The organism is Pedobacter sp. UBA5917, from assembly GCF_002432345.1.
GTDB lineage: Bacteria > Bacteroidota > Bacteroidia > Sphingobacteriales > Sphingobacteriaceae > Pedobacter.
Genome location: NZ_DJDT01000367.1, coordinates 1 through 21,840, shown reverse-complemented (window position 1 = coordinate 21,840; position 21,840 = coordinate 1). Strand labels below are relative to the sequence as shown.

At 40.3% G+C, this 21,840-nt stretch carries 16 protein-coding genes; 11 read left to right on the top strand and 5 right to left on the bottom strand.

Annotated elements, in window-relative coordinates:
- Positions 1-46 precede the first annotated feature (46 nt).
- From B2V92_RS25535 to B2V92_RS25520, 4 genes are read left to right on the top strand one after another with little or no spacing between them, the layout of a single operon-like run.
- Positions 47-736 (top strand): LA_2272 family surface repeat-containing protein, encoded by a 690-nt coding sequence (locus B2V92_RS25535; RefSeq protein ID WP_293313432.1) that lies wholly within the window; start codon positions 47-49, stop codon positions 734-736.
- Positions 737-788: 52 nt separating this feature from the next.
- Positions 789-1,886, top strand: a complete 1,098-nt coding sequence (locus tag B2V92_RS25530; protein WP_293313430.1) for a fatty acid desaturase family protein — start codon at positions 789-791, stop codon at positions 1,884-1,886.
- Complete coding sequence (locus tag B2V92_RS25525; RefSeq protein ID WP_293313429.1) at positions 1,876-2,934, top strand: fatty acid desaturase family protein; 1,059 nt, start codon at positions 1,876-1,878, stop codon at positions 2,932-2,934. Before B2V92_RS25530 ends, B2V92_RS25525 begins: the two co-directional genes overlap by 11 nt.
- A gap of 18 nt (positions 2,935-2,952) precedes the next feature.
- Complete coding sequence (locus B2V92_RS25520) at positions 2,953-3,558, top strand: hypothetical protein (protein ID WP_293313428.1); 606 nt, start codon at positions 2,953-2,955, stop codon at positions 3,556-3,558.
- Between the two features lie 245 nt (positions 3,559-3,803).
- Here the strand turns inward: B2V92_RS25520 and B2V92_RS25515 are convergent, their stop codons facing one another.
- The 3 genes from B2V92_RS25515 to B2V92_RS25505 all read right to left on the bottom strand — a co-directional run bounded on the left by B2V92_RS25515 (position 3,804) and on the right by B2V92_RS25505 (position 6,644).
- Positions 3,804-4,988, bottom strand: a complete 1,185-nt coding sequence (locus tag B2V92_RS25515; RefSeq protein WP_293313426.1) for an MFS transporter — start codon at positions 4,986-4,988, stop codon at positions 3,804-3,806.
- 788 nt (positions 4,989-5,776) lie between these two features.
- Complete coding sequence (locus tag B2V92_RS25510) at positions 5,777-5,971, bottom strand: hypothetical protein (protein ID WP_113950441.1); 195 nt, start codon at positions 5,969-5,971, stop codon at positions 5,777-5,779.
- A gap of 88 nt (positions 5,972-6,059) precedes the next feature.
- The gene (locus tag B2V92_RS25505) at positions 6,060-6,644 is read right to left on the bottom strand and encodes an RNA polymerase sigma factor (RefSeq protein ID WP_113950442.1); all 585 of its coding nucleotides are present in this window, start codon (positions 6,642-6,644) and stop codon (positions 6,060-6,062) included.
- A 257-nt stretch (positions 6,645-6,901) separates the two neighbouring features.
- Between B2V92_RS25505 and uvrA the strand changes: the two genes are divergently transcribed.
- The 5 genes from uvrA to B2V92_RS25480 all read left to right on the top strand — a co-directional run bounded on the left by uvrA (position 6,902) and on the right by B2V92_RS25480 (position 15,048).
- Positions 6,902-9,715 (top strand): excinuclease ABC subunit UvrA, encoded by a 2,814-nt coding sequence (gene uvrA / locus B2V92_RS25500; protein WP_293313422.1) that lies wholly within the window; start codon positions 6,902-6,904, stop codon positions 9,713-9,715.
- 8 nt (positions 9,716-9,723) lie between these two features.
- Positions 9,724-10,377, top strand: coding sequence for a LysE family transporter (locus B2V92_RS25495; protein ID WP_293313420.1), 654 nt, complete (start codon positions 9,724-9,726; stop codon positions 10,375-10,377).
- Between the two features lie 516 nt (positions 10,378-10,893).
- A complete protein-coding gene (locus B2V92_RS25490; protein ID WP_293313418.1) occupies positions 10,894-11,739 on the top strand; it encodes a metallophosphoesterase family protein in 846 nt (281 codons plus the stop codon).
- A 3-nt stretch (positions 11,740-11,742) separates the two neighbouring features.
- Positions 11,743-12,582, top strand: a complete 840-nt coding sequence (locus B2V92_RS25485) for a hypothetical protein (protein WP_293313416.1) — start codon at positions 11,743-11,745, stop codon at positions 12,580-12,582.
- 24 nt (positions 12,583-12,606) lie between these two features.
- Positions 12,607-15,048, top strand: a complete 2,442-nt coding sequence (locus tag B2V92_RS25480; protein ID WP_293313414.1) for a bifunctional YncE family protein/alkaline phosphatase family protein — start codon at positions 12,607-12,609, stop codon at positions 15,046-15,048.
- 446 nt (positions 15,049-15,494) lie between these two features.
- On the opposite strand, the gene msrA is transcribed toward B2V92_RS25480, so the two are convergent.
- Both msrA and B2V92_RS25470 read right to left on the bottom strand, forming a co-directional pair.
- Positions 15,495-15,983 carry a peptide-methionine (S)-S-oxide reductase MsrA gene (gene msrA, locus B2V92_RS25475; protein ID WP_293313412.1) on the bottom strand — a complete coding sequence of 163 codons (489 nt, stop codon included), beginning with the start codon at positions 15,981-15,983 and terminating at the stop codon, positions 15,495-15,497.
- Positions 15,984-16,213: 230 nt separating this feature from the next.
- Positions 16,214-17,092: a hypothetical protein gene (locus B2V92_RS25470; protein ID WP_293313410.1), complete on the bottom strand. Its 879-nt coding sequence runs from the start codon at positions 17,090-17,092 to the stop codon at positions 16,214-16,216.
- Between the two features lie 427 nt (positions 17,093-17,519).
- Between B2V92_RS25470 and B2V92_RS25465 the strand changes: the two genes are divergently transcribed.
- Positions 17,520-20,759 carry a SusC/RagA family TonB-linked outer membrane protein gene (locus tag B2V92_RS25465; RefSeq protein ID WP_293313408.1) on the top strand — a complete coding sequence of 1,080 codons (3,240 nt, stop codon included), beginning with the start codon at positions 17,520-17,522 and terminating at the stop codon, positions 20,757-20,759.
- Between the two features lie 10 nt (positions 20,760-20,769).
- A partial coding sequence (locus B2V92_RS25460; RefSeq protein WP_293313406.1) for a RagB/SusD family nutrient uptake outer membrane protein occupies positions 20,770-21,840 on the top strand: 1,071 nt, incomplete at its 3' end.

Here is a 21,840-nt window from a genome sequence, read left to right as displayed (position 1 = left end):
GTTTTTTTAGTGTTTTAGATTTGGGGATGAACTTAATCCAAACATCATGGAAAGTAAAATAACATTCATCATGCTGATCGCTCTTTTGCTGGAAGTGAAAGGGTACAGTCAAATTAGGAAAAATCATTTTCCGGCAGCAACATTCCATCAGGCGGATGCAAATATCACCGGGGTTTCGTTTGGTCTTTTTGCCGGGCTATCTGAAAAACACATCAATGTAATAACCAATGGGCTGAGATTAGAACTCATTGGTACCGGATTGTTATTGCCACTTGCCCCGCACGCCCCGGTATATAAAGATGAAAATCTTATCCCCTTGAAGGATGTAGTGTTTGCAGAGAAGATCAATGGTTTGAATCTTTCGGGTTCGGGTACCATTGGCGACGATTGCATAGTTAATGGGGTAACGCTAGGCACTATTGGCCAATATTTATATGCTACAAATGGGGCTTCCATTTCAATTCTTTGCAATGTAACCGAAAAACAGAATGGACTGCAGCTCTCCATGTTCAATGATGTACACAAGGGGAACGGATTGCAGATAGGTGTAAGCAATGATGCAGTTAGTTATAAAGGACTTCAGTTAGCAGTAATAACAAATTCGGTGAACAAAAGCAGGGGGCTACAGGTTGCGCTATTCAATAAAAGTAAAGACTTAAAAGGAGTGCAGCTAGGCTTATGGAATGTGAATCAAAAAAGAAAGTTACCGCTGATCAATTGGAATTTTAAAGGGTGATGCAATACATATACTATTGAAGCATTTCTTATCATTTTAAATCAATATCGCTATGAACAAATTAAGATTTATAAAAGATGAAGGCTCGACATTTTATAAAGAACTGAACGAGCAGATAGAACAGTATTTCGCTGAAAATGGCTTGCAGAAAACCGGGAATTCAAAGATGTTTTTCAAGATCTTCCTTTATTTCGGATTGGATATCCTGTTTTACACTTTAATGATTACCAGTCATTCCGTATTGGCGTTTTATGTGCTTTACCTGCTTATGGGGCTTTCTGTGCTGTTAACCGCATTTAACGTTTCGCATGATGCGGCCCATGGAGTTGCGGTAAAAAGTAAGTTCTGGAACCAGTTGTTGTTTTCGCTCAGTTTTAACCTGCAGGGCAATAATGCCTACGTTTGGGGCAAAAACCATAACGAATCGCACCATTTATATACCAACATAGAGGGGAGCGACATTGATGTGCTGAATAATCCTTTGTTCAGGATGACCGAATCGCAGCCACTGAAATGGTATCACCGTTACCAGTTTATTTATGCCCCGTTTTTATATCTCTTCTATTCCATTAACTGGTTCTTTTTTCGGGAAAGTTTGATGTTGTTCAAACTATCGAGCCGTACCATTAAAATTGAGATTCCACGTATCGAAGCTGTAAAATTGATTGCTTACAAGCTTTTATACATAGGCTATATGATTATTTTACCGGTTTACCTGCTGCCGTACGGCTGGCCAACTGTTTTGCTGGCCTTTCTGTTGAACCATTTTATCATTTCGATATTGTTTGTAGGGGTTTTGGGCGTGGCGCATTTATCTGATTATGTATCGCATCCGGTGCCTGATGGAGATGATAAATTAAATATGAGCTGGCCAAAGCTACAGTTACTTACTTCTATAGATTACCATGCGGAAAGTAAGTTTTTAAACTGGACCCTCGGCGGCTTTAATGCCCATGCGGTACACCACCTGCTGCCGAATGTTTGCCATGTACATTACCTTAAAATTATTCCAATTTTTAAAACGCTGGCCAAAAAGTATAACCTTACCTATATGGAAATGTCGTACGGCGAATCGCTGGCCTCGCACTTCAGGTTTTTAAAAATGATGGGCAGAAACGAACATTTAATCCCGATGCAATATGAAAGATAAGCATATTCACGTAGCCGCTCACAGTGAGTTGCTAAAAGCAATATATAAGCGGGTAGATCAGGAACTGATTATGGATAAGCAGCGTTTTGTGTTGCAGATTTTATTCAAATTCTTAGTGTATTTCTCGCTTACATTACTGCTTTATATGGCGCTATATAAAATTAACGATCCTCTGGTATTTGTTGTTTGTTTTATGGGTTATGGTTTTATATCGTTGCTCTTTGCTTTCAACTTCTCTCACGATTTCTCCCATAATACCATTTTTAAGCATAAACAATTTAACCATATCTGTTTTATGGCCATTTATACCATAGTTGGCGCACACGCCGAGGCATGGAAACTGCGGCATATTAATTCGCACCATTATGCGCCCAATGTAGAAGATTATGATTCGGACCTTAAAATATCAAAGCTCATCCGTGTGGTACCCGATAGCAAACATTATTGGTTCCACGCTTACCAGCACCTGTATGCGCCATTGGCTTACACCACTTATTCGCTTTTCTGGATTTTTGTAAAAGATTTTGTAATCCTATTTAGCGACGATGGTTATCAGGTTAAAAAAGACTTTAAATATTACCTCTCTTTCGCGCTACAAAAAGCAATATATATCAATTTGCTTTTGGTTCTGCCCATATTTTTTTCTGGGCAGCCATGGTACATTGTGGTAACAGGTTTTCTGCTGATGCATTTAAGCCAGTCGCTTTTTTTATTGTTTACCTTTTTTATGACGCACCACGTGGAAGAAACACAATATCCAAAAACAGATGACCAGGGATATATCAATGCATCGTGGTTGATGAACCAGGTAAAGAGCTCGAACGATATGCACCCGTTCAGTAGCGCTGCAAACTTTATTTTGGGAGGTTTTAATAACCATATTGCCCATCATTTATTTCCGCACTACCACCATGTATATTACCCAAAGATCAGCAAGATATTGTACGGAATGTTAAATGAAAAGGGGATAACGCCAAATTGTACCAGTTATATGGGTGGAATAAAATCGCATTTAAGGTTGCTCAAAAAAATGGGGAAAGCTGCTTAAAATTAAAACATAACTGTTATGAAATATTTGATATTATGCTATTGCCTGTTCATTTTTACAGGCGCGCTGGCACAGCAGGATACCCTGCACCAAAAACGTAAAATCTATTTTGGCCTTGGTTTTAGTTTGGGCAATGGGGGCGAAAACGGTCTGTATGCTGACCTTGATTTTTATCTGCAGAAAAAGAACAGTTATATTTCACTTAAAGTATCGGAAGTAGAGCACATCAGGATCTTTTATTTTGGTGGTTTGCCAGAGCCACGTGTTTCCGATATCGGTATTTTAGTGGGCAAGAGTTATACTTTTAGCCGTTATCATTATTTAAAGTTCGGTGTGGGTTTATCATTGGTTAACCAGATAAGCCGTGGTGCATTTTTATATAACGATTGTAATAGGCCCGGTGGATGCCTTTTTAGCAATAATGTATATGAAACCATAAGGAAGAAGCCGATAGGTTTACCGCTCGAAATAAAGTACGGCATTTATCTGGATAGAACAGCAGCTGTTATTGCCGGTTTTTCTGCAAATCTGAACAGTGTGCAATCTTTTTATGGAATATCTTTAGGGATGGCGGTCGGCCGATTGAAAGATAAGGTTAAGCCCAAAATAGTTTCAAAAGGATAAGTTTATTCTAATACGGTGGGTTTTATTAACTACACAGGCCTTTGATAATAAACCTGATGGACGCGGCAGCTCCCGACCTTGGGAGGGACTACAGCAAACAGCAGGACTGAACATTTTTAATTGCACCTACTCTCATTTTCTACAAAATTAACTGGTACCTGGCTTTGAATGATTGAATTTTGAATGAGTGTGTGAGGGGAGGACTCAAATTCAATCATTCAAAATTCTCTCATTCAATTATTACGCTAATGAAAAGAAGTAGCTGCTACTTTAACTTCTTCCGTTACACCCTGATTGCTCTTAATTAACCAGAATGCAAAGAAAGCACCAACAAGTGCCATTGCTGCACCTACATAAGCAGGCGAAGTATAATCGAAGCCATACACCAATGGAAGTCCGCCGAAGAATGCACCAAGGGCATTGCCGATATTAAAGCTCGCCTGACTTGCCGATGCGGCCAGCATTTCAGAACCTTTGGCGCTTTGGATCATCAACATCTGGATAGGGGCTGCCAATGAGAAAGCGACTGCGCCGGTAACAAAAGTCATGATTAAAGCCAGGGGTTGATTTGCCGATACAAAATGTACAATGGTTAGGGTAACTACCATCACAAGTAATAAAGCCGCAGAAGCTTTTGCAGGCGAGAACTTATCGGCTAAACGGCCACCAATATAATTACCGAACATCATGCCCAAACCGGCCAGCATTAATATATAGGTTACAGCGTTTGAAGAAAAACCTGCAACATCTGTCATTAATGGTGCGATATAGCTATACCAGGTAAACAGTCCGCCTGTTCCGATTGAAATCATGAAGATAATGATCCATGCATCGCGTTTTTTAAAGAAACTTAATTCGGCCTTTAAATCGCGGTTTTTTGTTGCTTCTAAAGCAGGTAACCATAGCTTTAAGCTTAATAAAGTAACCAAACCAACAAATACCACCACTGCGAAAGATATGCGCCACGAAAAATTATGGCCAATAAAAGTACCGAGCGGCACACCCACAATATTGGCAATGGTTAAACCCATAAACATCAGCGATACGGCTTGTGCAGCTTTTCCTTTTTCGGCAATGCGACTGGCTACTACCGAACCTACACCGAAAAATGCACCATGCGGTAAACCTGAAAGTAACCGGGCAATAAATAAAGTATTAAAAGTAGGGGCAAAGGCAGAAAATGCATTGAAAACCGTGAACATGATCATCAGTGCGATCAAAATCAATTTTGGCGGATATTTACCCGCAATCATGATCAACAAAGGGGCACCGATTACCACACCCAGGGCATATGCAGAAATTAAATGTCCGGCTTGCGGAATGGTTACGGCTAAATCTTTTGAGATATCGGGCAACAAACCCATCATTACAAATTCTGTGATTCCGATGCCTAAACCGCCTAAAGTGAGTGGAAGTAAGTTCTTGTTCATAATACCCTTAGTGTTAAAATTACACTATGCAAAGGTAAGGCTTTTAAAAATAGGGGATTGTAAAAATTAGGACATTTATGGGGATGGAAGATGTGAGATGGAGGATGGTTGTTATTGTTAGATTGCTTTATTGTTGGATTGTTGTGTTCGATTGCTTTATTGTTGAATTGTTATGGTTGATGGTTGGATGGATTATGGTTGATGGCCGATGGATTAATGGTCAATTAACCAACAATTTAATTTACAGTTGGCAGTTTTCGATTAACAATTTAGCCATCGAACAATAAAGCAATTCGGTAGGCAGCTTGGATCTACAGTTAACCAATTCGAACAATTAACCGATTAACCAGACTAACAGTTGGCAATTTGCAGTTAACAATTTGGCCATCCAGCAATAAAACAATATGTTAGGCAGCTTGCAGTTAACTTGTTTAACCAAATACGACAGTTTTTAATTAGCAGTTTGCAGATAAGTTTTTATGCTAGATCCTGAAACAAGTTCAGGATGACGAGTTGCGGGAGAATTTGCAGTTAACCCCTGAGCGTAATCGAAGGGTAAACAATTAACCAGACTAACAGTTTTCAGTTGGCAATTTGCAGTTAACAAATTAGCCATCCAGCAATAAAGCAATGCGGTAGGCAGTTTCCAGTTTGCGATTTGCAGTAACCAATGAACCAATGACGAATGAACAAGTGAACCATCATCCATCTTATCTCTTCCATTTTCCATCATAAAAAAAGCTTGCCCCACCCCGTGGAACAAGCTTTTTTGGCCTTTGTAAAATTTACTACTTTGCTCTGCTGTAAGCTAAAATCTTATTGATGGTTTCATCTTGTGGATTTTTAGCCAGTCTATCTAACTTACCTTTTATTTGATCATAAAATAAGTCGATTTCTGCGTCAGATTCAATATCAGTTTTAGGCTGAAACATGTTAGGTGTAGGTAAATTTACATTGTTTTTTGATGTAGAGGTTTTTGTCATAAGCAACTGAATGTGATAAGTTTTATAAACTTAACGATTGTTCAGATGCTTTATTTCAACCCCTAAAACATTTTATGTAACAATTTCGCTACCCTTTATAGGTCATCTCCTTCGTCTTGAGCATTTTACGCAGATTACTCAGTGCATAACGCATTCGGCCAAGAGCGGTATTAATGCTTACATCAGTTAAATCTGCGATCTCTTTAAAGCTCAAATCGGCATAGTGGCGCATTAAAAGCACTTCTTTCTGCTCATCGGGCAATAAATGGATCATTGCTTTTAAATCTTTATGGGTCTGATCGCGGAGCATTCTGTCTTCTGCGCTCTCATCATAAAAGTGTAGCATATTGAAGACATCCATTCCGTCGGAACTGGTGATGATGGGTGTTCTTTTTTCTTTTCTGAAATAATCGATAACCAGGTTGTGCGCAATACGCATTACCCAAGGCAAAAACTTACCTTCTTCGTTATATCTTCCCGATCGCAGGGTGTTGATTACTTTTATAAAAGCATCCTGAAATATATCCTCCGCCAGATATTGGTCCTTAACCAATAAGTAGATAGAGGTATAAATTTTACTTTTATGTCTTCTTAAAAGTTCCTGCAATCCATTCTCGTTCCCGGTAATATATACCTTTACCAGGTCCTGATCGTTATATGATTGTAAATTCATAGGTTTACCTACACTAAATCCCTTACTATTTGCCAAAAATTAATTTGTAGATGTTTAATTTCTATAGCTCTTCTCCTATGTTTTTTGAATGTGTCAGTTTGGTTTTGAGGTTGTTAATATCCAAAGAAAGTTATTTTTTTATCAAAAAACAAAAAATAAAATGTTAAAAAATAAATTAACCGTCTGAGTACCCTATTTTTGTAATTCCAAAAACCCTAACCACATTCTGGGGTTATACAATATATTCTTTACAATACATGAGCAAAAAAGAGGCCGAAAAAGATCCGCATAAAAATATTATCATAAAAGGTGCCCGTGTGCACAACCTAAAAAATATCGATGTTGCCATCCCGAAGAATAAACTTGTGGTGGTTACGGGTATGTCGGGTTCGGGCAAATCATCACTGGCTTTCGATACTTTATATGCCGAAGGGCAACGCAGGTATGTAGAAAGTTTATCATCGTATGCCCGTCAGTTTATGGGCAGGATGAATAAACCCGATGTTGATTATATTAAAGGAATTGCCCCGGCAATTGCCATCGAGCAAAAGGTAATTACTTCCAACCCACGCTCAACGGTTGGTACCTCTACCGAAATTTACGATTACCTGAAGCTGCTTTTCTCGCGTATCGGTAAAACCATTTCACCGGTTTCGGGCAAAGAGGTTAAAAAAGATTCAGTAAGTACAGTGGTAGATTATGTAAATGCCATGCCTGAGGATACTACGGTAACCATTTTCTGTCCGCTGTATCCGCACAATAACCGTACGATCAAAGAAGAACTGGCCATTTTATTACAGAAAGGCTTTTTGCGGGTATTGATCAACAATAAAATTGAAAAGATAGAATCTGTTTTGGATGATGCCGGTTTTAAGGATGCAGAATTAACGGATGATAAAACCGTTCAGATCCTGATTGATCGTATTGTTACCAACCAGGAAGAAGAAACATTAAGCCGTTTGGCCGATTCGGCACAGACTGCTTTTTTTGAAGGCAAGGGCGATTGTTATGTAGAGGCCGAGGGTACTACCAAACATTTTAGCGACCGCTTTGAGCTGGATGGTATCAAGTTCGAGGAGCCTACACCGAACTTTTTCTCGTTTAATAATCCTTATGGTGCATGTAAGCGCTGCGAAGGTTACGGTAATGTGATCGGGATTGATGAAGATCTTGTTATTCCTGACAAAAGCAAAAGTATTTACGATAATGCAATTGCGCCATGGCGTGGTGAGAAAATGAATGTATGGTTGCAGAATTTTATCAAAGCTGCTCCTAAATTTGAATTTCCCATCCACCGTCCGTACAGTGCCCTAACTGAAAAGGAGCAGCAGTTACTTTGGACAGGGAATAAATATTTTGCCGGCCTGGATGCTTTCTTTAAAGAACTGGAAGAGCAGACCTATAAAATACAGTACCGTGTAATGTTGTCGCGTTACCGTGGAAAAACCACCTGCCCTGATTGTAAAGGCTCGCGTTTACGTAAAGATGCTTCTTATGTTAAGATTGCAGAAAAATCTATTATTGATGTGGTTTTAATGCCATTATCAAAAGCGCTGGTTTTCTTTAACGAACTGAAATTAAATGCCAACGACACCAAAATTGCCAAACGTTTATTGGCCGAAATTGATAACCGTTTCCTTTATTTAAACAATGTGGGTTTGGGTTACTTAACCTTAAACCGTTTATCGAATACCTTATCGGGTGGCGAATCGCAAAGGATCAATCTGGCTACTTCGTTGGGAAGTAGTTTGGTGGGCTCTATCTACGTGCTCGATGAACCGAGTATCGGTTTGCACCCACGCGATACGAATAAACTGATCGAAGTATTGGTTTCGCTCCGCAATGTAGGTAATACTGTTATCGTGGTAGAGCATGAGGAAGAAATGATGCGTGCAGCCGATTACATTATCGATATTGGTCCCGAGGCAGGTACGCATGGTGGTAACCTGGTTTTCAGCGGCAATTACGAAGAGATTTTAAAAGATAAAAACAGTTTAACCGGTCGTTATTTATCCGGGCTGGAAAAAATTGCTATTCCGGAGAAACGCCGTAAGTGGAAAGATCATATCCTGATTAAAGGCGCGAGGGAAAACAACCTGCAGAATATCGATGTAAAATTCCCGCTTGGTGTTTTTACCGCGGTTAGTGGTGTTTCGGGTTCGGGAAAGACGAGTTTGGTTAAAAAAATATTATATCCGGCACTTCAAAAAGCCATCGGCAATTATGCCGGGGAACAAACCGGTGCGTACGATGGTATTTTCGGTAATTACGATCTGGTAAGTGCGGTAGAAATGGTAGATCAGAACCCTATCGGACGCTCGAGCCGTTCGAACCCGGTTACCTATGTAAAGGCCTGGGATGATATCCGTGCCCTATTTTCGGGTTTGGCAACAGCAAAAGCTGCGGGATTAAAACCGGCTGCTTTCTCTTTTAACGTAGAGGGTGGCCGTTGCGATGTTTGCCAGGGCGAGGGCGAAGTGAAGATCGAAATGCAATTTATGGCCGATATTTATCTGCCATGCGAAGCCTGTAACGGTAAACGTTTTAAACAACAGGTTTTAGATGTAACCTATAAAGAGAAAAACGTATCCGAAATTCTGGATATGACAATTGATGAAGCGGTTGATTTCTTTAAGGATGAGCAAAAAATCCTGAATAAATTAAATCCGCTGGTTGATGTTGGTTTAGGCTATGTGCATTTGGGGCAATCTTCGAATACTTTATCAGGTGGTGAGGCGCAACGTATTAAACTGGCTTCGTTCCTGATCAAAGGTAACAATGCCAATAAAACACTGTTTATTTTTGATGAGCCGACTACCGGTTTACACTTCCACGATATTAAAAAGCTACTAAAGGCGTTAAATACTTTGATAGAGCAGGGAAATACGATTCTGGTGATCGAACACAATATGGATATGATCAAATGTGCCGATTGGGTGATTGATATCGGCCCTGAAGGTGGCGATGGCGGCGGTCAGCTGGTATTCGAAGGGGTTCCCGAAGACCTGGTTAAGGTCGAAAAATCGTATACCGGAAAATATTTAGCATCGCATTTAAATTTAAATCCATAATTTCGGCAATGCTTTTTCTAACGTTTTTCATTGGCATCATTCTCAATGCCATGGGCTATATACCTCCGGGCAACATTAACCTTACTGTTGCGCAGCTCGCCATTAACAAGGGCATGCGCCAGGTTTGGTATTTTATCCTGTCGTTCTCCTGTGTAGAAGTATTTTTTACTTTCGGTATGATGCGTTTTGCGAGATGGGCCATGAGCGATATCAACCCTAACGAAGCGGTAAGCGAAGTACGGTTGAGTACCCTGGTTGATTGCTTTATGATCGTAATGTTTTTGGTAATGGGTACCATTACCTGGAAAAACCGGAAAAAAGCACCTAAAACAAGTAATAAAAAAGAAGATAAACGCAGCGGAAGTGTATTGTACGGACTGATTTTAGGGGTACTAAACCCTGTTCAGATCCCATTTTGGCTGTTTTTCGGCAACTACGTAATTTTGCACCAATGGATAGAAACGGATTATCTTTCATTAGTGATTTTTAGTTTGGGCTCGGGCGTGGGTTCTTCGCTGGCACTTTATCTATACGCGCATTTTGCAACCTATATACAGGAGAAATTTGCGTTAAGCAGCTTGATCATCAATAAATCGATTGCGATATTTTTGTTTGCACTGGCGGCATATCTGGTGGTAAAACAGGTGATTGTTATTCTTTAAAAAGACTGATTTTTAATAGCCCTCATTTCGATCGCAGTGGAGAAATCTACCGAAAATTAGTATACCATGGTTTTTTTGCCACGGAGGCACTGAAAACACGGAGGACTTTTTTCATACCTCCCAAGGTCTGTGTCCCCACAGACCTTCGCATAAGTCCTTTTAAGTATTGTTTAAATATTTATTGCTTTTCGTTCTGTGAGGAAATAGACCGGGAAAATGAAAGCTTTGCATTTCCTAGCTTGATAGACCCTGAAATAAATTCAGGGTGACGATTTTCCCAAGGTCTGTGTTCCAAGGTTTGTGTCGCCACAAACCTTCAACTTAAGTCATTTCTAAGTATTTTTTAAAATAATGTTTCTTTTTGCTCTGCCGATATACAGACCAGTGGCAAAGCTTTTCTGTTATAAAATTGATACACGGATAAGGTTCTGTTAACCTAATCATAACATTAAATTTATGTTTAAGAAGTTTCATCAGCCTAATATTGGGCTTTGATACAAAACATATTTTATCCTTATGTCTAACAGACGGTTTTTTCTGAAAAATAGTTTGGCTGCTGCGGTAGTAGCCAGTATTTCGCCAGTTCTTTCTTCTTTTGCAGATGAGCTGCATCCTGTTCCTGCCAAATCTGGTAAGGCGCCTAAATTACGGTTTGCCATTGCATCAGATGGTCATTACGGACAGCCGGGAACGGAATATAAACTCAACCACGAGAATATTGTAAAGTGGCTGAACGAGGCCCACGATAAAAATCCATTAAATTTTGTGATCATTAACGGAGATCTGGTACACGATCGTCCTGATCTGTTGGCTGAAGTTAAAAAGGATTATTACGACAAACTGAAAGTTCCTTTTTATGCCATACCCGGTAACCACGATCATGCAGATACCAAAATCTGGAAATCGGTTTTTGGTTATGAGGATAATTTCTCATTTGAAAAAAATGGGATAGGCTTCGTGCTGGCTAATACTTCAGATACAAAAGGAACCTATTTATGCCCAAACAACGATTTTTTGAAACAGGAACTCGATAAATTTAAAAACCTGAAAACGGTGTTCGTGGTGCTACACATTCCGCCACACTCGTGGGTACCCGAAAGCCCTTTTGTAGAATGTCCCGATACGATTAAACTATTGCACAGTTATCCTAATGTAAAAGCGGTTTTTCATGGTCATGATCATAGTTTGGATGCCGTTTTTTATACTGATAAACTGCCACATTTTTTCGATGCACATATTGGCGGCAACTGGGGTACGGCCTATAAAGGTTACCGCATTGTAGAAGTTGATGAAGATAATAAGATCCAAACTTATCAGGTAAATGCAAGTGCATCGCCGGTGTTAAATGAAACCAAATTCTAAGAAATGAGAAAGACAATTTTGATACTCTTTTTTGCCGGTGCTGTTTTAAATTGTGCTGCACAGAAAAAAGACGGATTTAAGCCAGAAATAAAAACCGGTACGAATACAGCCCAACCATTTCTTTTTTCTTTAAATACGCTAACTACAGAGAATCCACGTTGGAATATCCATTATTCGGGCAGCTATGGCGAAAGAACCAATGGACAGTTTGGCTATGATGGCTTAGGACAGCAATTTGGCGTTAAAGGTTATCTGGGAAGCAGATTTACGCTGTATGCAACGGCGGCGGTTGGTTTTGCCAATAGCGGAGGAATTACTTCTGCCGAACAGGCTGAAGTAATCAGGGATTTTTTGGGCGGAAAGGGCATTGCAGGTTTTAGATTGGGTGCTGGTTTAGGATTAAGCAGGGATTGGTCGAACGTTGGTTCGGCAATCAGCAGGATTACGGCTTCATTCGACCGAACAAACTGGCGGATGTTGGGTAACCTACGTTTCGAAAAAGCTTTTGATAAAACCAGGGACAAACTCGATTTTATCAGCAGTTTTGGGTATCAGCACCGTGTATCGAATGTTTTATATATAGGATTTGAAGCTTTAGGCCAGGATTTAGAAGGTTTTTGGGAAAAAGATGAGGCAGAAGGTGGCGCAAAAGTAATGATCGGACCATCTATCAATCTGGAGCCAAACCATTCGAAACTTTCTTTCTCTATTTCTGGTGGACCTGTTTTTTACGCTACCCGCAGTCAGGTAATTCCATCTGAGGCTATCCGCGAAATCGGTTCCACTGCATCGGGCAATGGCTATACGATCAGAGCTCTGGTTAATTTTAATCTTCACCGCTAGTATTGTGGATATTCAATCAAGAAAATGAAAAAAATATACTTTTTAATATTGTTGTGTTTCTGTTTTGTTCAAAAGGGATTTGCTCAACTGCCCGGTAAAAACGAAACCACAAAACAAATTTTATTGCCCAATGGCTGGAAACTGAGTCCGGCAGGTCATTCCCTGCAACTGGGCGATCTGCCTTTAAATATGCAGCTTAGTAATTCTGGCAAATACATCGCTATTACCAACAATGGTCAAAGCACGCAATCGCTGCAGCTGATCAATCCTAAAACCGAACAGGTAATTGATGAGAAAGAATTGGGCAAATCGTGGTATGGAATTGCTTTCAGTAGAGATGAAAAGCACCTTTATGCATCTGGTGGAAACGATAATGTAATCCTGGATTTCAATATTCAGAATGATAAGTTTGCCAAAAGCGATACCATTAAATTGGGTCCGGTTTGGCCAAAGGGTAAGATCTGTCCGGCGGGAATAGTTGTAAACAAGAACAACAACAGGTTATATACGGTAACTAAGGAAGATAGTAGTTTATACATCATCAATCCGGGTGAAAAACAGATCCTGAAAAAAATCCAGCTGCCTGCAATTGCTTATAGCTGCGTTTTATCTGCAGATGAAAACAAACTGTACGTTTCACTTTGGGGTGGAAAATCGGTAGCGGTTATTGATCTGGCTGCTGAAAATATTGCAAAACTCATTCCTGTAGGCGACCACCCAAACGAACTGTTAATCAATAAAAAGGGGAATATCCTATACGTTGCCAATGCGAACGATAATACGGTTTCAGTAATCAATACGGTAAATAATAAAGTAATCGAAACCATTGCCACAACACTTTATGCTACACAGCTAACCGGTTCTACCACGAACGGATTGGCTTTGAGTGCCAATGAAAAAACTTTATTTATTGCAAATGCCGATAACAACTGTCTGGCTGTTTTTGATACCAGTAAACTGGGAACGAGTTTAAGTATGGGCTTTATTCCGGTAGGCTGGTACCCAACCAGTGTTAAGGTTTTAGGCTCGAAAATTTTGGTTACCAACGGCAAGGGAAATACTTCGATGGCCAACCCGCAGGGGCCACAACCGGTTTCGAAAATTGATAATAGTGGTTATCACATGGGCAGTACGGCCAATAGCAGGTTACAATATATTGCCGGACTTTTTAAAGGTACCTTATCAATTATTGATGCCCCAAAACCGGAACAGTTAAAAGTATATACCAAACAGGTTTATGCCAATACGCCCTTTACCGATAAAAGAACGGCTATTGCTGATGGAGAGGCTGGAAATCCTATTCCGCGTAAAATGGGCGAAAAATCACCCATTAAACATGTTTTCTACATTATTAAAGAAAACCGTACCTACGATCAGGTGCTAGGTGATCTTAAAAAAGGAAACGGTGATTCTTCACTAACCCTTTTTGGCAGGAAAATAACACCTAATCAGCACGCTTTTGCCGAAAATTTTGTGCTGCTCGATAATTTTTATGTTGATGCGGAAGTAAGTGCCGATGGTCATAACTGGAGCATGGCGGCTTATGCAACAGATATAGTAGAAAAAACATGGCCAACCAGTTATGGCTCACGTGGTGGATCAACCAATTTTGAAGGTGGCCGCCCCGTTACCTATCCAAAAGGTGGCTTTATCTGGGATTATTGCCAAAGGGCAGGGGTAAGTTACCGCAGTTATGGTGAGTTTGGTGCTTATAGCAAGGCGAATATCAAATCGTTGCAGGGACACATGTGTGCAGCCTCGCCGGGTTTTGATATGGATATTAAAGACCAGGTTAGGGTAGATGCCTGGCAGCATGATTTTGATTCGTTACTGGTAGCCGGTGCTGTGCCGCAGTTTAGTACCCTGAGGATCTCAAACGATCATACCAGTGGACAGAAAAAAGGAAAATACTCTCCACAGGCCGCTGTTGCGGATAACGATCTGGCTGTTGGCCGTATTTTAGAGCATTTATCACAAAGTAAGATCTGGAAAGAATCGGTTGTGTTTATTCTGGAAGATGACGCACAGAACGGACCAGATCATGTTGATGCGCACCGGTCGCCAGCTTATGTGATAGGGCCATATGTTAAAAGAAATACCCCTGTACATACCATGTATTCTACTTCGGGTTTTTTAAGAACGATGGAACTCATTTTGGGTCTGCCTCCAATGAGCCAATACGATGCTGCTGCAATGCCACTTTATGAGTGTTTTACAGCTACGCCCGATCTTACACCTTATAAAGTAATCCAGCCCTTAATTGATCTTGATACCCGGAATGTTGCTATGAACGAGAGTAGTAAACGCTCAGAAATGTTCAACTTTGCAAAAGAAGATGCTGCACCGGATTTAGATCTGAATGAGGTAATCTGGAAGTCGGTTAAGGGAGAACAATCGGTAATGCCGGCACCTAAGCGAAGCGCATTCGTAATTTTAGAAAAAAAGAAAAAAGACGATGATGATTAATTGTCAATCATTTCCCACACTAACTATAAACAAAGAGGCAATTTTCGGTTAGAAAATTGCCTCTTTGTTTATCACTATTAATCGGACGGTATGTTGCCGTTTTTTAGAAAAGCAATTCCTGTGCTTATTTGAATGTTAGTCCTGCTTTTTGCTTGTAGTCCCGATTAGAAAAAAATCGGGAGCTACCGCTGCAATCAGGTTTAAAATGGGTAATATCTTGCTACTATTCAGGGCTGATCAGCATGATGCAGAGATGTCGCATTTCAACATCCTGTAACCCCGAATAGCATTACTTGCCGTGCCACCTAAACCTGATGGCAGCGGTCCCGATTTTTTCATCGGGATTAAGCGAACAGCAGGACAGGATGAACAGAAATGCTACTGTATCTGATTTCCAGAAAATGAAAATGATTCTCCTGATTTTTACGCAGTAATAACGATTTTATCTACAATTTCCAGTCTGGTCTTTCGAAATGGCAGGTATAACCGTAAGGATTTTTCTGTAAATAATCCTGATGTTCTTCTTCAGCATTCCAGAAATCGGTTTCAGGAACTACCTCGGTAACAATTTTTCCAGGCCATTTACCCGATGCATCCAGTTCTGCAATCAAAGTGTTTGCGGTTTCTTTCTGTTCTTCACTATTGTAAAAAATGGCCGAACGGTAAGAGGTACCAACATCATTTCCCTGACGGTTACGGGTACTTGGATCGTGGATCTGGAAGAAATATTCCAATAATTTGCGGTATGATAAAATAGCGGGGTCGAAAACCACTTCAATGCCTTCGGCATGTGTACCATGGTTACGGTAGGTTGCATTGGGAACATCGCCGCCGGTATAACCTACAACAGTAGAAACTACACCAGGGTAATGACGGAATAGTTCTTCTACTCCCCAAAAGCAACCGCCAGCAAGAATGGCTTTTTCAGTATTCATATATCTTTCCTTTTTTTTGATTAACTAAAGATACGGCGAAGATGTGTAAAGGGAAAGTAAAGAACGAATGGTTTAATCATAAAACTATTCCTTGCATTGTTTTATTGTTCAATTGTTGGAGTTATCACGCGGCGCCAAACGCTTAGCGCGCAGATTGTCCTATTGCGTAATGGTTTTATTGTTGAGTGTTATCGCCTTTCGCTTAACGCCAAACGCTTATCGCAACCCGCCTAACGCAACCCGCTAAACTCCATAAAACTTACATTGTTTTTTTTGGAAGAGCTTACCGCAATTCCTTTTTCTGTTTTATCGGTGAAGGTAAAGCCTTCCAGTTCGTCGGTTTTATCAGTGTCGATTACGGCTAAAACAGATTCATGTCCATTTGTAATTGATTTCTCAAGATCAACGAGAGTTAAGCGCCATTTACGGCCTTCAACCTGGTTTTGTATTAAAACAAGTATACCTTTATCGGCAATCCAGTGCAGGTTTTGCACCCATGGCGAACAGGTGAATTTTTTAGATAAAACACCCTTTTCGCTGGTTTTGTTAGCCTTTGCCAAAGCTTTTGGATCGTACAAACGTACTTCGTTTGCTTTGTTGCCATAATCGGCAGTAGCCACAAACCATTTTCCTTTATAGTTTACGTATTCTGGTCGAGTGCCCTGGATACAGGCATCATCATCGATGGTTTTAACAAGATTTCCGTCCAATGTTTTTGTTTTTAAGAAACCATCCCAATTTATACAGTTGATTACAGCTTTCCAAACGGTGCCCTCTGCATTTTGGCGGACCGAATTGCCCACAAAAGTCGGTAAACCCTCGTGATAAGCTACTCCGGTAGGGTGTTTAATTATGTTTTCACCTTTAATGGTAAAACGGTATTCTTCGTGTTGATAAATCAGTGAGTCCTTTTGTAAATGATACTTGCGCATTACACCAACTTCCCTGTCGCCATAAAGAAAATAATTTCCGTTTTGGTAGGATATACCCTGACATGCGCCTAACGAATCAATGGTAACCGTTTTGGCAATCTTACCGTTTGTATTGCTATACCTGGCTACGAAAAACATCACCACCAGCACTAAAATTGGATTTAAGGTTTTCATCATTAAAAGATCTAAAGGTTCATCAAATGTATATACGCCTGCTAAAAAAGGAGAGCATGAAGAAAAACAGGGCAAACGGCTTAAATATTTGAAAGCAAATTACCGGTTTTCCCATTAACGAAACATTAACAGGATGTTATCTATTCGGATTTAGTAAATCGATATAGTAGAGGAATAAAGTGGATTTAACATTAATTTAAAGTTACCTCTTTAATTCGGGTAAAGAGTTAATGTTGGGGATACATAGTGTTAAAAATACACTAATACTTTTGCCGCAGTAGAACGCTCCATAAATTACCTGTTAACCCATAAGGATAAGCCTATGTAAATGTGAAATCTACGATCTCTACCTCGAAAAACACAAAACCCAATACATTTCGAAACCATTACTAAGAACAAAAAGATGACATCATTTTTTTTAACCGCGGGTATGAAAAATACCTGCAGGAAATTGCTTTTTCCATTAGGATTACTGGCCATCTGTAATACTAATGCTATTGCAATAAATAATGTAACACCCATATCGGGGTTGCATAACCATGCATTTGCCTCGGTAAGTGGAACGGTTACCGATCAGAATAACCAGCCATTGCCGGGCGTAAGCGTATTTGAGAAAAAGACAAAAAAAACAACCGTTACCGATAGTAATGGTAAATACTCGATTACTGTTGATGAAGGTGCCGTTCTGGTATTTTCTTATATCGGTTACGATAACCAGGAGGTTGTGGTTAACGGTCGTCAGAGCATTAATATCGTTTTAAAAGAAAGCAGCAATACGTTAAATGAGGTTGTGGCTATTGGTTACCAGAAAATTAGAAAATCTGACGTAACCGGAGCCATCAGCAGTGTTAAGGCAAGCGAAATGAATTTAACCTCGCCAACAGTAGGGCAGGCATTGGTTGGTAAAGTTGCCGGTGTGCAGGTATCGCAAACCAGTGGCGCGCCTTATTCGGGTACCAAAATCAGGGTGAGGGGTATCGGTTCAATCAACGCGAGTTCTGATCCTTTATACGTGATTGATGGTTATCCGGCAGGTAACAACGTATCCATCAACCCGGAGGATATCGAAACCATTGATATCTTGAAAGATGCCGCATCTGCAGCCATTTATGGTTCAAGGGCATCAGGTGGGGTAGTATTAATTACCACCAAAAGAGGTACCGATGGAAAAGGAAAATTTGAATATGATGTTCAGGGTGGAATTTCCCAATTGGCCAAAAAAGTGAAATTATTGGATGCCAACCAGTTTATACAGTTATTAATTGATGGCCGTAACAATGCCTATAAAGATTTATGGGTAAACTCCGGTAAAACCTGGAACGATGCCATGTTTAGCGATAACAATGCTACACGTATTGCCAATGTAGGTAACGGAAGCAGTGTAAGTATCCCTGCTGATCTATATAATTTCAGTACGCAACAAGCCATTCCAGCTGCTTATAATACCGATTGGCAGGATGAACTTTACCGCAACGCTGCCTTTCAACGCCATAACCTTTCATTTTCTGGCGGTACCAAAGATGTAAAATACTTTTTAAGCGGTGGTTATCAGAATAACGATGGTATCGTAACCAACACCAACCAGAAGGTAACCAATTTTAGGGGTAATATTGATGGTAACATCAGTGAGCGCTTACATGTAGGTGCCAACATTTCTTATACCCAGAACGATAACCGCGAGGTGAGGGAAGGCCGTTACGATTTAAGTCCGATGATGTCGGCATTAATTTATCTGCCTTATTTACCTGCAAGGGATGCGAACGGAAACCCGATCCAGTTCGGAATGGGTGCTTTGGCTTCTCAGTATGGTATCCAGAATCCTGAAAATCCTTTAGCTACGGTTGAACAGTTAAAAATTACCAGAAAAGGTGCCAGAAGCACTTATAACGCCAATGCTACTTATAAAATATTGGAGGGCTTGAATTTTAAGGCTAACCTGGGTACGCAAACCTATAACGAAAAATACGATTTCTATCTGCCAACCAGTTTAAGCAACGGTAATAATCCTCCATACTCTACAGCCTCAATTGCTGCTGCAACTGCTATTGCGCAAACGCTTAGTCAGGTTGATCAGCTTGGAGAGTTTACCTTAAACTACAACAAAACCTTCGGTAAACATAAGCTGGATGTTTTAGCGGGTTACTCGGCACAGAAAACAACGAGCGATCTGATCAAGGTTTCGGCTAAAGGTTTCCAAAATGACAATATCGGTGAGATTACTGATAAAGGTGCAGATGCCAGTTTTTTCAATCTGGATAATGCAGCAAAATCTACCAACACCTTACTTTCGTACTTTGGCCGTTTCAGCTATAACTATGCGGGCAAGTATTTCTTAACAGGATCGTTCCGTCGTGATGGTTCATCAAGGTTTGGTCCTTTAAACAAATACGGTAACTTCCCTTCGGTAGCTGCTGGCTGGAATCTTTCGGAAGAAGATTTTTACAAAGGTTTTCTTGGCGATCAGTCAACAGTTAAGTTAAGGGCAAGCTGGGGTTTGAGCGGAAACAACAACATCCCGAATTACCGTACACAACAGGAAATGAGCGCACCGGGAGGTGTGGTTTTTGGAAACGCGATTTCAACGGCGATCTGGCCAAATTCTATCCAGGATCCAAAACTCGGATGGGAATCTACTTCACAGTATAACTTTGGTACCGATATCGGCCTGTTTAAAAACCGTTTAAATATCATTGCCAATTACTATTTAAGTTACTCGTACAATTTATTGTTCAACCAACCTATTTCGGCGGTATCGGGTACTTCATCAATCTTGACCAACCTGGCCGACAGTAAAATCAGGAATAAAGGTTTCGATATCCAATTGGATGGACGCATTATCCAAAAGCAGGATTTTACTTTGGGTTTAAGCGGAAACATTGCGGTTAACCGTAACAAGGTATTAAATATGGGTGGTGCAAGTACCATTTTAACCAACGGTGCAGAACGCTCGTATTTAACACACATTACACAAGAAGGTCAGCCGGTAGGGATGTTCTACGGCTTTAAAGTGCTGGGCAGGATTACAGCCGATAATTTAGGTAAAGTTGCCCCATCGGCATCGGCCACCAACCCGGCCAAAATAGGCGATCTTTACTTTCAGGATACCAACGGCGATGGCATTGTTAACGATGCAGATAAAACCGTAATCGGTACACCATATCCTAAATTTACTTATGGTTTCTCTTTAAATACATCGTATAAAACTTTTGATTTAAGGGCATCTTTCAACGGATCATACGGTAACCAGGTGTTGGATGGACAGGATTATTACCTGTACAACTTCGAAGGTTCGGGTAACCAATATGTAGATGTTGCCGATCGTTACCGCAATGAAGCGAATCCGGGCAGTGGTTTAAATTACCGTGCATCGCGTGCAGGTACGCAGAGTAACAGTACACGTTTATCGTCATTTTATATTCAGGATGGATCTTATTTCAGGTGTACCAACATCACTTTGGGTTATAGTTTTCCTAAAACGATCGTAAATGCACTTAAAGTGAGCAATATCCGCGTTTATGCAAGTGTTGATAATGCCTTTACCATCACCGATTACAAAGGTTATAACCCTGAGGTTGATTACAGCGGAGGCTCTAACCTAACGCCTGGCGTTGATTATGGTAACTACCCATTGGCAAGAACCTACAATTTGGGTGTTAAACTTACTTTTTAGAATTAAGGAAATGAAGAACAATATTTATACAATTTTGGCCCTTGGTGCGGTTTTAACACTGGGTGCATGTAAAAAAGATTTTTTGGCGCAAACCAATCCGAATGCGGTTACTGTTGATGATTATTTTAAAACAGAAAACGACGTATTATTAGCGGTAAATGGTGCTTATCAATCACTAAGGAGCAGCAATACCATGGGTGAAAACAGCGGCCTGTTTACCGATGAGCGCTCGGATGATACCGGAAGAAATGATAACCAGAGTAATGCCGGCGAACCGTTCCAGTTTAACGATTTCTCTCTGTTGCCAAGTAATTCTTACTTAAAAGCACACTGGCTGGCACTTTATAATGCCATTACGCGTAGTAATGTTATTTTATCGAACATTGATAAGGTAAGTTTTGCAAACGCTGCAACTAAAGCCAACTATGCTGCAGAAGCCAAATTTATCAGGGCAATTATGTATTTCGAACTGGTAAGGAAATGGGGGCCTGTGCCTTTGGTTACCAAACAATTGGTTACCACTGATGAGGTTACTGCGGCAACATTCCGTGTACCCGAGGCTGATGTATACAATCAGATTGTGGCTGATTTAAAAGATGGTTTAAACAGCACTTTGCCTAACTTTCAGGCAACAGCCAATATCGGCAGAACATCTAAAGCAGCAATTAATGCTTATTTGGGTAAGGTTTATTTAACAATGGCTACAACATTGCCGAATAATAAGGCCGAAAACCTTACCAATGCCAATACTTACCTAACAGCAGCTTACAACATGAAAGCTTTTGGTAATTTATCAGAAATCCCCTATACCGATGTTTTTGATGTGGCCAAGAAAACCACCTGTAAGGAATTGATTTTTCAGATTTCTTATAAACAGGGCGATATCAATTACAGCTCGAGCATTGCTGCAAACAACCAGGCAAAAGGAGAAACCATTAACTCGTTAAAGGTTTCTACAGGTATTGGCGGCAATGTTACGCTTGATCTTATAAACGAATACGAAACTGCCGATCCAAGAAAAGAGTTCTCTGTAAAGTTTGCCAACGACGCTACCGTTAAAGATTGGTTTATTACCAAATTC

Bases quoted from the DNA above. Each gene is read 5' to 3' on its own strand.
- B2V92_RS25535 (WP_293313432.1), top strand. From the start codon at position 47: ATGGAAAGTAAAATAACATTCATCATGCTGATCGCTCTTTTGCTGGAA.
- B2V92_RS25530 (WP_293313430.1), top strand. From the start codon at position 789: ATGAACAAATTAAGATTTATAAAAGATGAAGGCTCGACATTTTATAAA.
- B2V92_RS25525 (WP_293313429.1), top strand. From the start codon at position 1,876: ATGAAAGATAAGCATATTCACGTAGCCGCTCACAGTGAGTTGCTAAAA.
- B2V92_RS25520 (WP_293313428.1), top strand. From the start codon at position 2,953: ATGAAATATTTGATATTATGCTATTGCCTGTTCATTTTTACAGGCGCG.
- B2V92_RS25515 (WP_293313426.1), bottom strand. From the start codon at position 4,988: ATGAACAAGAACTTACTTCCACTCACTTTAGGCGGTTTAGGCATCGGA.
- B2V92_RS25510 (WP_113950441.1), bottom strand. From the start codon at position 5,971: ATGACAAAAACCTCTACATCAAAAAACAATGTAAATTTACCTACACCT.
- B2V92_RS25505 (WP_113950442.1), bottom strand. From the start codon at position 6,644: ATGAATTTACAATCATATAACGATCAGGACCTGGTAAAGGTATATATT.
- uvrA (WP_293313422.1), top strand. From the start codon at position 6,902: ATGAGCAAAAAAGAGGCCGAAAAAGATCCGCATAAAAATATTATCATA.
- B2V92_RS25495 (WP_293313420.1), top strand. From the start codon at position 9,724: ATGCTTTTTCTAACGTTTTTCATTGGCATCATTCTCAATGCCATGGGC.
- B2V92_RS25490 (WP_293313418.1), top strand. From the start codon at position 10,894: ATGTCTAACAGACGGTTTTTTCTGAAAAATAGTTTGGCTGCTGCGGTA.
- B2V92_RS25485 (WP_293313416.1), top strand. From the start codon at position 11,743: ATGAGAAAGACAATTTTGATACTCTTTTTTGCCGGTGCTGTTTTAAAT.
- B2V92_RS25480 (WP_293313414.1), top strand. From the start codon at position 12,607: ATGAAAAAAATATACTTTTTAATATTGTTGTGTTTCTGTTTTGTTCAA.
- msrA (WP_293313412.1), bottom strand. From the start codon at position 15,983: ATGAATACTGAAAAAGCCATTCTTGCTGGCGGTTGCTTTTGGGGAGTA.
- B2V92_RS25470 (WP_293313410.1), bottom strand. From the start codon at position 17,092: ATGATGAAAACCTTAAATCCAATTTTAGTGCTGGTGGTGATGTTTTTC.
- B2V92_RS25465 (WP_293313408.1), top strand. From the start codon at position 17,520: ATGAAAAATACCTGCAGGAAATTGCTTTTTCCATTAGGATTACTGGCC.